Consider the following 11356-nt stretch of genomic DNA (forward strand, 5'->3'; position numbering starts at 1 on the left):
TTTTTTGTTTTATTATCATATTATTTCATGGGGGCTGTCATAAATTGATTTGATGCTTTGAGAGGTATATCTTTAAAACAAATATGTGAATGCTTAACACAAAAGTGTCCTATTGGGAGGTATTCTGTTTTGTGTGAAAGGTCTATCTTTCTTGTTCAAGAGAGATGTTGTTAATCTTGCGCGTAAGCATGTTTATTCGTTAGGATTATGATGATATTGCCTAAAGAGATGACCGCGTTCAGCCCATAAGACAAGAAGGATGGCAACGAGACTGAGAAAGAAAAATCCTGCTGAGTTTGGGATGGTTGTTTCATCAAATTGTTGCGCTACAAAAAAGCTCAGCCCTGCACCGATGGATGTTTGGAGAAATCCGGAGACAGAAGAGGCTGTACCAGCAATTTCGCCCACAGATTCGAGAGCGAGTGTATTGAAATTGGCCATTATACCACCGCAGGTAAACATTAATATACAATATAACGTCATATAAAAGGGGAAAGAGATAACGCCACCTGCTAAGACGGATCCAATAAACCAAATGCATGAAGTGGCACAAAAAAGCAAAAGCATCGTATGGGCAATACGCCGCATTCCAAGACGTCCGACAAGTTGAGAATTCATGAATGATGAGAAAGCCTGAAATGCAGCACCGATGGCAAATGCTATCGGAAACCAAAAGCCTAAGTTATAAATTCCTTCATAGGTTTGTTGTGATGTATTAACAGCAATAAAAATACAGCCTAAAATGATGGATGTTGCGAGTGTATAGCAAAGTGTCGTACGATTTGTCACAACAATCCATAAGTTGTGTTTAATGGAAGAAAAGGAAAGAGGGCGTTGTTCATGAAGTGTTTCAGGCAAGCGAAATAGAATCCAAATCATTAGCCCAAAACCAATTATTGCCATGAAAATAAAAATAAATTGCCAATGTCCGAGCAGCAAAATGATCTGTCCTGTTGCGGGACCAACCATGGGGGCAACAAGAAAGACCATCATAACAATAGACATAACTTCTGCCATTTTTCGGCCACTATAGAGATCACGTACAACGGAAACCGTAAGAACGCGCATAGACGCTCCTCCAATCCCTTGCAAGACACGCAAAATAAGTAAGAGAGAAAAATCAGTTACAAAGGCACAGCTAATCGCCGTAAATGAATAAAAAGCAAGCCCAATAAGCATAAGTTTGCGTCGTCCATAACGATCGCTTATTGGACCAAAAAATATTTGAGCAATACCGTAGCTAATAAGATAACTCGAAATGATATAATGTTGATCATTCTCGTTGAGAACATTTAATCCTTCCAAAATATTGGGCATAGCTGGTAACATAATATCTACAGCTATAGCATTAATAGCCATGAGCGAAGCAATAAGAATAACAAATTCTTTATAGCCAATTTTCTTTCTTAGCGCATCGCTGTGCGTTTGTTCATCAACTGAATATGACATATGGCATCCTTGAAATAAAAATTTCGTCTGAAAACAGCTCTTTTTAAGAGGCTGAATAAAATAAAAGATACCTATGATTGATTACACGGAATACTCTTTTCTTTTAAAAGTTCCTGTAACTCATTGTTTTGAAACATTTCTTTAACAATATCACACCCTCCAATAAATTCACCTTTGACATAAAGCTGTGGAATTGTTGGCCAATTTGAGTAATCTTTGATCCCTTGACGCAATTCGTCAGAAGTCAGAATATTAATCCCTTTATAGTCCAATCCCAAATAATCAAGGATTTGAACAACTTGCCCTGAAAACCCACATTGTGGGGCGTCAGGTGTTCCTTTCATGAATAAAATGACGTCGTTTGTTTTAATCTCGTTGTCAATAAAATCATGAACAGTGGTCATTTTTATCCCTCGATATCTCAGATTTTTATAAGTGTGTAATGTTCGTACTATTTTTAATCGTATTGAATGAATGAATGCAAGAAGAAATTTAAGACTATTTTGGGATATTTGTTTGTAACATTAAGGCGTGAAGATCATTTCCCATATTGCCTTTAAGGGCGTCATAGACCATTTTATGTTGCTGAACACGGGTTTTACCACGAAAACTTTCAGAAATAACTTCTGCAGCATAATGTTCTCCATCTCCAGCAAGATCACGAATTGTTACAATAGCATCGGGAATACCTTCACGAATAAGGGCTTCAATTGCATGGGCACTCATTGCCATTACTATTCTCCTATGTTGTTTATTTTTTGTAAGAGCTGTTTTAAGAGAAAGAATAAATTTTTATTCTTCACCCATAAATTGTGGAAACCAGTTCTCATAGGCTTGTGTGAGACTTTCTACTGAAAGTGTGAATATCCCATCTATATGAAGGGAATCTCCCTCAACTTGTCCTAGCTCTATTAAAGAAACGGCGTGGGTTTGCGCATACTCTTTAAGACTGTTGAGAGCACCAGGTTTGACGGCTAAAAGATAACGGCCTTGGTCTTCTCCAAAAAGTTCTGCATGATGGGGAGATTTATTGCTTAATTTTATCTTGATTCCTTTCCCTGCTTTAATGACCATTTCGGCAAGTGCAATCGCTAGTCCCCCATCAGAAATGTCATGAGCGGCATGAACAAAACCGTTATGAATGACATCTCGGACAAATTGACCATGCTTTTTTTCAAGTTGTAAATCTACAGGGGGAGGGGCACCTGCATCAATATTTAAAATATCACGTGCATAGATTGATTGTCCTAAATGAGAGCCGCAATCTCCCACTAAAATGATACTATCTCCATTTTGTATACCGTTGATTGTCACCATTTTAGACCAATCACTCAGAAGGCCTACACCAGCAATTGTGGGGGTCGGAAGAATAGCTACCCCATTTGTTTCGTTGTAAAGAGAAACATTACCTGAAACGATAGGGAAATCAAGAACTCTGCAAGCTTCTCCGATGCCTTTAATCGCAAAAACTAGTTGTCCCATAATTTCAGGTTTTTCAGGATTCCCAAAATTGAGATTATCTGTCGCAGCCAGTGGTGTTGCACCTGTCGCGCTAATATTTCGCCAGCATTCTGCGACAGCTTGTTTCCCTCCCTCATAAGGGTCTGCTTCACAATAGCGAGGGGTTACATCAGAAGAAAAAGCAAGAGCACGTTTACTCTTATTGCTGACGCGGATAACGCCTGCGTCACTTCCTGGACAAATGAGGCTATTTCCTTGGATAAGCGTATCATATTGTTCATAAACCCATCGGCGTGAACTTTGATTAGCAGAATTCAATAAGGTCAAAAGCACATCACCAAGATTTTCAACTTTTTTGACATCTTCTGCTTTCAGTAGCGTTTTTTTTGCAGGTTCACTCCAAGGACGATCATAAACAGGCGCTTCATCACCAAGTTCTTTGATGGGAAGATTGACAACTTCTTCTCCTTGATGAACGACACGGAAACGTAAATCATTGGTTGTTTTTCCAATAATGGAAAAATGGAGTCCCCACTTATGAAAAATTGCTGCTGCTTGCTTTTCTAGCTCTGGTTTAAGAACCATGAGCATACGCTCTTGACTTTCAGAAAGCATCATTTCATAGGCTGTCATGTTTTCTTCACGAACGGGAACTTTATCGAGATTAAGCTGTATTCCTAGATTTCCTTTTGCACCCATTTCAACAGCAGAAGAGGTGAGCCCTGCAGCTCCCATATCTTGAATAGCAACCACGGCTCCAATTTTCATGAGCTCTAAACACGCTTCAAGAAGACATTTTTCTGTAAAAGGATCACCAACTTGAACAGTTGGGCGTTTTTCATTGATTGAATTATCAAATTCAGCAGAAGCCATTGTTGCTCCACCAACACCATCACGCCCTGTTTTGGCACCAAGATAAACAACAGGAAGTCCGATGCCTTGTGCTTTAGAATAAAAAAGGGCGTCTGTCTTTGCAATGCCGGCGACAAAAGCGTTAACGAGGATATTGCCGTTATAACGTTTATCAAAATTGACTTCCCCACCAACTGTTGGAACACCAAAAGAATTGCTGTAACCACCTATTCCAGAGACGACACCAGAGACAAGATGGCGCGTTCGGGGGTGATCAGGAGCACCAAAACGCAATGCATTCATCGCGGCAACAGGACGGGCACCCATTGTAAAGACATCACGTAAAATACCACCAACACCTGTCGCGGCCCCTTGATAAGGTTCAATATAAGAAGGATGGTTATGACTTTCCATTTTGAAAACAACACATTGCCCTTCACCAATATCAACAACACCAGCATTTTCACCAGGCCCTTGAATGACACACTTTCCTTCTGTTGGAAGCGTTTTGAGCCATTTTTTAGAGGATTTATAGGAACAATGTTCGTTCCACATTGCAGAAAAAATCCCCAATTCAGTAAATGTTGGTTCTCTCCCGATTAACGTTAGGATATGTTGATATTCATCCTCTTTTAGGCCGTGTTGTGCAATGAGCTCTGGTGTAATCGTGATGTTATTGCAAGGATTCATGAGTATTTATCCGTCAAATTAATCGAAATTTAGCATTTTAATTTTTTTTAATCTAGCAGCTTAGATTATGGAAAACTACGTGATTTAATAATAAAAATATTCATTTATAAGCTGAAGATTTTGTTTGTTGGGTTGGGTGAATTTCAAGACCAAAAATAATCTTAAATAATTATGTGTTTAATAATATCCATCGTTATTTGTATAGAGTTTCCATTCATAAATTTACAACGTGACAAATGATATAAACTTTTGTTTTTAAAATGATAGAGGACAAAGAATTTTGCGGTATCATCCATTGACTAATTCTAAAGCACTTTGAAAAAGTAAACGACCGTCAATCCCTCCATGGGCAGGTTCAATAAAGTTTTCAGGATGAGGCATCATACCAAGAATATTACCAGCTTTATTAACAATACCAGCAATATCTTTCATTGAGCCGTTAGGGTTTGTATTCTCTGCATAGCGAAAAACAATTTGTTCATTGTCTTCCATTTGCTTTAATGTTTCACTATCAGCAAAGTAATTCCCATCGTGGTGGGCAACAGGGCAACGAATAATTTGTCCTTTAGAATAATATCGAGAAAATTTCGTCTTAGCATTAACGACTTCAAGTTTGATTTCACGACAAACAAATTTTAAGGAAGCGTTACGCATTAAAGTCCCAGGGAGCAATCCAGCTTCCAACAAAATTTGAAATCCATTACAAATACCTATTATCGTAATCCCTTTTTGTGCTTTTTCACGAATAGCTTTTAAGACGGGGGTTCGTGCTCCAATAGCCCCACATCGCAAATAATCACCATAAGAAAAACCACCCGGAATAATAATAACATCTACATCGGGAATTATTGTTTCTGTTTGCCAAATTTTGAGTGGCTCAACTCCTGTTATATGATGCAATGCCGCAACCATATCTCGGTCGCGATTTAATCCAGGAAGTTGAATGATGGCAGTTTTCATGAGCGTTCCATTTAAAGAAGTTCGATAGTATAATTTTCAATGACAGTATTTGCGAGTAATTCTTCACACATCTGATCAAGTTTTTTCTTTGCTATTTCAGAGGGTTGATCATCAAGAACAATATCAAAAACTTTTCCTTGACGAATGGAGTGAATACCTTGGAAAGCTAAACTTTTTAAAGCACCGACAATTGCTTCTCCTTGTGGATCAAGGACGCTTTCTCTTAAAGTAACTGTAATGCGCGCTTTCATTTTTTGCTTCCTGTTTTTAAAAGAACCTCTCCTTTGAAGAGAAGGTGTATTGATAGAAGGTGCTATTGTTTTACCTTGACGAGGCTTTTTACTTTACCAAGACGGGACCACTTGGCCGAGTTGGCTCATTTTCATTCATAATACCAAGGCGTTTGGCAACCTCTTGATAGGCATTAATAAGCCCCCCCATATCACGACGAAAACGATCTTTATCCATTTTTTCTCGTGTTTGCATATCCCAGAGTCGTGCAGAATCAGGTGAAATTTCATCAGCAAGAATAATGCGCATTGTTTCATCTTCCCACAGGCGACCAAACTCCATTTTAAAATCAATTAACTGGATATTGACACCGGCAAAAAGCCCAGAAAGAAAATCATTAATACGAATTGAAAGTTGCATGATATCTTCTAGCTCTTGCGGGACAGCCCACCCAAAAGCAGTGATATGTTCTTCTGTTACCATCGGATCATCGAGAGAGTCATTTTTATAGTAGAACTCAATGATAGATTGTGGGAGTGGGGTCCCTTCTTCTAGTCCTAAACGCTTTGCAAGAGAGCCAGCCGCGACATTGCGAACAACAACTTCCAATGGAATAATTTCTACGGCTTTAATAAGCTGTTCGCGCATATTTATGCGTTTGATGAAATGTGTTGGGATACCCAAACGCCCAAGATGGCTAAAGATATATTCCGAAATTCGGTTGTTTAAAACCCCTTTCCCGTCGATAATTTCATGTTTTTTTGCATTAAAGGCCGTGGCATCATCTTTAAAAAATTGAATATACGTTCCTGGTTCAGGTCCTTCATATAAAATTTTGGCCTTGCCTTCATAAATACGGTGGCGACGATTCATTATAATTCTCTATTTATCTTGAGAGGTTTTTAATAACATTAGTAAACGATACTATCCTAATTAATCAAAATTCTCAATGATATTGCTATGATACTTTTACAATTTTTGTCATGGTACATCTGCCTAAAGGAAAAGATACAGAGGTAATGAGAAAAAGGGCATGCTCTTTTGGATTAGATTTTTGCAAGAAAGTGGGAGAGGACCATAAGCCCTTCAGGCCAAGGTCCGTGTCCAGATTCCGCGTTAATATGGCCAGAATACCCAGCATCAACAAGGAGTGAACCCCAGTCATGGGCAATTTTTTCTGCTACTGAAAATTGACAAAATTCATCGTTGCGGCTGGCTATGACAATAGAAGGAAAAGGCAACTTTTGACGATGATAGGGGCCAAATGTCATTAAATGTTTAGGACGTATTTTTTCATTCGCGACATCGGGAGGCGCAACAAAGAAAGCGCCACAAATTTTTTCTGTATTTTGGACAGTTGCATGAAGTGCGGTAGGAACGCCTAATGAATGAGCGATAATCATAACAGGCCTTTGAGCTTGTGCGATGGCGGTTTTAACTTTATTAACCCACTCTTCGCAAACAGGTTTTGACCAATGGGCTTGTTCTATGCGGCGTGCTGTCGATAGTTTTTTCTCCCAACGTGTTTGCCAATGATCAGGACCAGATCCTTTGTAGCCAGGAACGATCAGAATATCGAGTTGATTTGCTTTCATGAATTGTTTTCTTTGTTACAATAGTTTTTGAGCATAAAGTGAATAGATTTGGGTTTTCTATGTTGTTCTATTGTTGTTCAAAAACACGTTTAAAAATCGTATTGATATGTTTGGTGTGATAAGAAAGATCGAATTTTTCTCGAAGTTCTGCTTCATTTAAAGCTTTACTAACATCTTTGTCATTGAGTAGTTCTTCTAAAAAATCTTTTCCTTGTTCCCAAACTTTCATCGCATTTCGTTGTACAATCCGATACGCATCTTCGCGACTGATTCCTGCTTGTGTGAGTGCTAAAAGTACCCGTTGTGAGTGAACAAGACCTCGGAATTTATGGAGATTTTTTTGCATATTTTCTGGATAGACAATGAGATTTTCAATGACGGATGTGAGACGAGAAAGAGCAAAATCAAGTGTAATCGTTGCATCAGGACCAATATAACGCTCGACAGATGAGTGAGAAATATCGCGTTCATGCCAAAGTGCTACATTTTCCATGGCAGGGAGTGCAAATGCACGAACCATACGGGCTAACCCCGTTAAATTTTCTGTTAAAACTGGATTACGTTTATGGGGCATTGCTGAGGAGCCTTTTTGCCCTGGTGAGAAATGCTCTTCTGCTTCGAGAACTTCGGTTCGCTGTAAATGGCGTATTTCTATCGCGAGCCTTTCAATAGAGGACGCAATAACACCAAGTGTTGCAAAAAACATCGCATGACGATCCCGAGGTATAACTTGGGTGGAAACGGGTTCAGCACGCATCCTCAAGGCTTTTGCGACGTGTTCTTCAACGCGTGGATCGATATTGGCAAAAGTTCCTACAGCGCCTGAAATCGCGCAAGTAGAAATTTCTTCGCGTGCAGCTAGAAGACGTTTGCGACAACGGGAAAATTCAGCATATGCAAGGGCAAATTTGACTCCAAATGTCGTTGGTTCAGCATGAATGCCATGACTCCGCCCAATAGTAATGGTTTCTTTATGTTCAAAAGCACGTCTTTTTAAGGCTTCAAGGAGTTGGTCTATATCCTTGAGCAGAATATCACTCGCACGCATCAATTGAATGCTCAGTGTTGTATCAAGAACATCAGATGATGTCATGCCTTGGTGGATAAAACGTGCTTCTGGTCCAATGAATTCAGCGAGGTGGGTTAAAAAAGCAATAACATCATGTTTGGTAATGGCTTCAATTTCATCAATACGATTGACATCAAATTTAGCGGCTGCCCCTTTTTCCCAAATGACTTTGGCGGCTTCTTTGGGAATAACGCCCAGTTGAGCAAGAGCATCACAGGCATGGGCTTCAATTTCAAACCAAATACGATATTTCGTTTCGGGAGACCAAATTGCTACCATTTCAGGGCGGGAATAACGTGCGATCATCATTTTTTTCCTTGTTGTGAGAGGAGTGCGGCTTGGCGCAATGCACTCATGCGTGCTTTGTAAAGCTCTTTGTTTCCGTTTTTATAAATTGCAGAGCCTGCCACAAATACATTTGCACCAGCTTTTGCAGTTATTCCAATTGTATCAACGGTGATACCACCATCAACTTCAAGATCAATAGGGCGGTTTGCAATCATGCTTTTAACGCGCTTAATTTTATCTTTTATTTCTGGAATAAAATGTTGTCCACCAAAACCGGGATTGACCGTCATGATGAGGATGAGATCTAATTGATCAAGCAAATATTCAAGGATATGTTCAGGGGTGCTTGGATTGAGTGCAATTCCTGCTTTTTTACCCATTGCTCTGATTGTTTGGAGTGAACGATGAAGATGGGGACTTGCTTCAGCATGAATGGTTATAATATCTGCACCCGCTTTTGCAAAAGCTTCCAAATAAGGATCAACTGGTTTGATCATCAGGTGGACATCAAATATTGCTTTGGTTAATGGACGCAGAGCCTTGACGATTTCAGGGCCAAAGGTGATGTTCGGAACAAAGTGCCCATCCATAATATCAAGATGGAGCCAATCTGCACCAGCATCAACAACATCTAATATTTCTTGCCCAAGTTTAGAAAAATCAGATGCCAAGAGTGAAGGTGAAATGAGATGAGAATGGGGCATAAAAAAACTCCTTGATTGGCTGTTTTTATCATGTCGCTGTGTATACACAAATATCTTTTGTGTTATGACGAAAAAGAAAAATACGTATTATATTTTTTTATACAAGGATCGCTTGAAATTTTAAAGTTTGATAAGTGAGAGATATGTCGAATCATAAAACATGTTTGAAGTCTGAACTTCAAGATAATATTACCGTTTCTTCGCAAGAATATCGAGATGCTATGAGCCATTTTGCAGGCGCTGTGCATATTGTGACAACAGATGGCATTAAAGGAAAGCGCGGGGTGACAGTTTCGGCGTGTTGTTCTTTGTCAGATGATCCTCCAACGCTTCTTGTTTGTCTCATGCGCCATAATCTGAAGAATCATGTGTTTATGGAGAATGGAATTTTTTGTGTTAATAGCTTGGCAGGAAAACATCGTCCATTAGCGGACGCTTTTTCAAGGCGTTGCAATGTTACACAAAATGAGCGTTTTGATAGGACACAATGGGGAACTTTGCAGACAGGAGCTCCTAGTCTTTCAGATGCTTTAGCCTCTTTTGATTGTCGTTTGATTTGTTGGCATGAGCATGCAACCCATTGTGTCTTGATTGGTGAAGTTGTTGCAATCAACCGTAGCCAAGAAAAAGATGCTTTGATGTATTTGAATCGTGGATATCACACTTTATCTTTATAAAGATTTTTATTTTTTGCATGGGTGAAATGATTTATGGATGTTCCATTTAAATTTTAATGCACTGAGGAAGGAGGAGGGAGACGGCTTTGAACTTTGAATTTTCTTCTTTTTGAGGTTCCTTAATAAATGAGAAAGATGATTTTGGGATGATCTTTGATCAAAAGTTCAACTTGAGATAAAAAAAGCGATCAAGATTAAACAGCGTATTTAGACATATTTATAGATTGTTATGAAAGAACATTTTATTCTTGTGTTGATGGGTATTGCACAATATATAGACCCCACAGAGCAGATGTGGAGGTTTTTTATTGCATGAGCGAAGAGATTGATGGTCAATATCGCCCTAGTGAAGATGAGCCTTTTATGAATGAACGGCAGAAGGCGTATTTTCGTGCTAAATTGATTTCTTGGAAAAATGATATCTTAAAAGAAGCGCGTGAGACTTTGGAAAATTTGCAGGAAGAGAATGTTGGTCAACCAGATTTGACCGATCGGGCGTCCTGTGAAACTGATCGTACAATTGAATTGCGTGCTCGTGATCGTCAAAGGAAACTTATTGCAAAAATAGATGCTGCCTTGGAGCGAATTGATAATGGGACATATGGTTTTTGTGAAGAAACCGGCGAGCCTATTAGTATCAAGCGTCTTGAGGCTCGGCCAATTGCCGTTTTGTCGTTGGAAGCACAAGAACGTCACGAACGTCGTGAAAGAGTTTATCGTGATGATTAAAGTTATGAAAGTGATAAATAAACGAAGTTCGTAGAGATAAAATTGTATATTTTATTTTGGAGGGGTAGGAATAAACAAAGATGGTTCTTGTCTCCCTTCAATTTCGGCCGTGATGGCTGAATCTTTTACCGTTTGATTCGTAAAAGAAGAGGAGGTTTTATCTGCCGTCTCGTTTTTTTCTGTAAGGGAGGAGGTGGGGTGGGGGTGTATTTCTCTCTTTTGTGTTCTAGATGTGCTGGTAATATCGGATTCTATAACAACATCTGTTAATCCGCCAATAAGGAGTAAATGTTCTTTATGATCACAACGGACTAAAACGAGGCGACGTGTTCGATCTATAGAAATTGCTTCACATAATGCTAATCGTGATAGATTTTTTTTTCTATTAGTGTTGAATTTTCCCATATTTAAACGGCGTAAAAAAAAGATAATTATCATAAGAGCTATGATTGTTATTATACAAAACAAAAAACTTATCGTTATGTTTGCAGCAGATGTACCTATTTGGTCTGATAACCAGATAACCATAGATTTTCTCCCATTTTGGTATGGAAACTATCGTTTTTTATTGAGATAAATTTATAAACATCCCCTTAAAAGTTTCACTTAAAGACGAAGAAATAAACTTTTTAACATTAAGTGAGCTTTCTT

The 11356-nt window shown here is 38.9% G+C and carries 14 protein-coding genes; 3 read left to right on the plus strand and 11 right to left on the minus strand.

All coding sequences use genetic code 11. From position 1 onward, the window contains the following. Positions 1–192: 192 nt before the first annotated feature. The 10 genes from PVV70_RS01380 to rpe form a co-directional block, all read right to left on the minus strand. On the minus strand, positions 193–1449 hold the full coding sequence (locus PVV70_RS01380; protein WP_273757637.1) for a multidrug effflux MFS transporter: 1257 nt from the start codon (positions 1447–1449) through the stop codon (positions 193–195). A 71-nt stretch (positions 1450–1520) separates the two neighbouring features. Beyond that, on the minus strand, positions 1521–1853 hold the full coding sequence (gene grxD, locus PVV70_RS01385; protein WP_273757638.1) for a Grx4 family monothiol glutaredoxin: 333 nt from the start codon (positions 1851–1853) through the stop codon (positions 1521–1523). A gap of 94 nt (positions 1854–1947) precedes the next feature. Further along, positions 1948–2181, minus strand: a complete 234-nt coding sequence (locus tag PVV70_RS01390) for a BolA family transcriptional regulator (RefSeq protein ID WP_273757639.1) — start codon at positions 2179–2181, stop codon at positions 1948–1950. A 60-nt stretch (positions 2182–2241) separates the two neighbouring features. Continuing rightward, positions 2242–4452 carry a phosphoribosylformylglycinamidine synthase subunit PurL gene (gene purL / locus PVV70_RS01395; RefSeq protein ID WP_273757640.1) on the minus strand — a complete coding sequence of 737 codons (2211 nt, stop codon included), beginning with the start codon at positions 4450–4452 and terminating at the stop codon, positions 2242–2244. A 288-nt stretch (positions 4453–4740) separates the two neighbouring features. After that, positions 4741–5412, minus strand: a complete 672-nt coding sequence (purQ, locus tag PVV70_RS01400; protein ID WP_273757641.1) for a phosphoribosylformylglycinamidine synthase subunit PurQ — start codon at positions 5410–5412, stop codon at positions 4741–4743. A gap of 11 nt (positions 5413–5423) precedes the next feature. Further along, entirely contained in the window at positions 5424–5663 is a 240-nt protein-coding gene (gene purS / locus PVV70_RS01405) for a phosphoribosylformylglycinamidine synthase subunit PurS (RefSeq protein WP_273757642.1), read from the minus strand. A gap of 88 nt (positions 5664–5751) precedes the next feature. Next, positions 5752–6516, minus strand: coding sequence for a phosphoribosylaminoimidazolesuccinocarboxamide synthase (gene purC, locus PVV70_RS01410; RefSeq protein ID WP_273757643.1), 765 nt, complete (start codon positions 6514–6516; stop codon positions 5752–5754). A gap of 173 nt (positions 6517–6689) precedes the next feature. Further along, entirely contained in the window at positions 6690–7238 is a 549-nt protein-coding gene (locus PVV70_RS01415; protein WP_273757644.1) for an alpha/beta hydrolase, read from the minus strand. A gap of 67 nt (positions 7239–7305) precedes the next feature. Next, complete coding sequence (gene purB / locus PVV70_RS01420) at positions 7306–8613, minus strand: adenylosuccinate lyase (RefSeq protein WP_273757770.1); 1308 nt, start codon at positions 8611–8613, stop codon at positions 7306–7308. Further along, complete coding sequence (rpe, locus tag PVV70_RS01425; RefSeq protein ID WP_273757645.1) at positions 8613–9299, minus strand: ribulose-phosphate 3-epimerase; 687 nt, start codon at positions 9297–9299, stop codon at positions 8613–8615. The genes purB and rpe overlap by 1 nt, the downstream gene beginning before the upstream one ends. 143 nt (positions 9300–9442) lie before the next feature. Between rpe and PVV70_RS01430 the strand changes: the two genes are divergently transcribed. After that, positions 9443–9976, plus strand: a complete 534-nt coding sequence (locus PVV70_RS01430; protein ID WP_273757646.1) for a flavin reductase — start codon at positions 9443–9445, stop codon at positions 9974–9976. 312 nt (positions 9977–10288) lie between these two features. Beyond that, complete coding sequence (gene dksA / locus PVV70_RS01435) at positions 10289–10705, plus strand: RNA polymerase-binding protein DksA (protein WP_273757647.1); 417 nt, start codon at positions 10289–10291, stop codon at positions 10703–10705. 51 nt (positions 10706–10756) lie between these two features. On the opposite strand, the gene PVV70_RS01440 is transcribed toward dksA, so the two are convergent. Then, a complete protein-coding gene (locus PVV70_RS01440) occupies positions 10757–11143 on the minus strand; it encodes a flagellar biosynthetic protein FliO (protein WP_273757648.1) in 387 nt (128 codons plus the stop codon). A gap of 7 nt (positions 11144–11150) precedes the next feature. Between PVV70_RS01440 and PVV70_RS01445 the strand changes: the two genes are divergently transcribed. Further along, on the plus strand, positions 11151–11282 hold the full coding sequence (locus PVV70_RS01445; protein WP_273757649.1) for a hypothetical protein: 132 nt from the start codon (positions 11151–11153) through the stop codon (positions 11280–11282). The last annotated feature ends 74 nt before the right edge of the window (positions 11283–11356 follow it).

The organism is Bartonella sp. AU55XJBT (assembly GCF_028618525.1).

Bases quoted from the DNA above. Each gene is read 5' to 3' on its own strand.
- PVV70_RS01380 (WP_273757637.1), bottom strand. From the start codon at position 1,449: ATGTCATATTCAGTTGATGAACAAACGCACAGCGATGCGCTAAGAAAG.
- grxD (WP_273757638.1), bottom strand. From the start codon at position 1,853: ATGACCACTGTTCATGATTTTATTGACAACGAGATTAAAACAAACGAC.
- PVV70_RS01390 (WP_273757639.1), bottom strand. From the start codon at position 2,181: ATGGCAATGAGTGCCCATGCAATTGAAGCCCTTATTCGTGAAGGTATT.
- purL (WP_273757640.1), bottom strand. From the start codon at position 4,452: ATGAATCCTTGCAATAACATCACGATTACACCAGAGCTCATTGCACAA.
- purQ (WP_273757641.1), bottom strand. From the start codon at position 5,412: ATGAAAACTGCCATCATTCAACTTCCTGGATTAAATCGCGACCGAGAT.
- purS (WP_273757642.1), bottom strand. From the start codon at position 5,663: ATGAAAGCGCGCATTACAGTTACTTTAAGAGAAAGCGTCCTTGATCCA.
- purC (WP_273757643.1), bottom strand. From the start codon at position 6,516: ATGAATCGTCGCCACCGTATTTATGAAGGCAAGGCCAAAATTTTATAT.
- PVV70_RS01415 (WP_273757644.1), bottom strand. From the start codon at position 7,238: ATGAAAGCAAATCAACTCGATATTCTGATCGTTCCTGGCTACAAAGGA.
- purB (WP_273757770.1), bottom strand. From the start codon at position 8,613: ATGATCGCACGTTATTCCCGCCCTGAAATGGTAGCAATTTGGTCTCCC.
- rpe (WP_273757645.1), bottom strand. From the start codon at position 9,299: ATGCCCCATTCTCATCTCATTTCACCTTCACTCTTGGCATCTGATTTT.
- PVV70_RS01430 (WP_273757646.1), top strand. From the start codon at position 9,443: ATGTCGAATCATAAAACATGTTTGAAGTCTGAACTTCAAGATAATATT.
- dksA (WP_273757647.1), top strand. From the start codon at position 10,289: ATGAGCGAAGAGATTGATGGTCAATATCGCCCTAGTGAAGATGAGCCT.
- PVV70_RS01440 (WP_273757648.1), bottom strand. From the start codon at position 11,143: ATGATAATTATCTTTTTTTTACGCCGTTTAAATATGGGAAAATTCAAC.
- PVV70_RS01445 (WP_273757649.1), top strand. From the start codon at position 11,151: ATGATTGTTATTATACAAAACAAAAAACTTATCGTTATGTTTGCAGCA.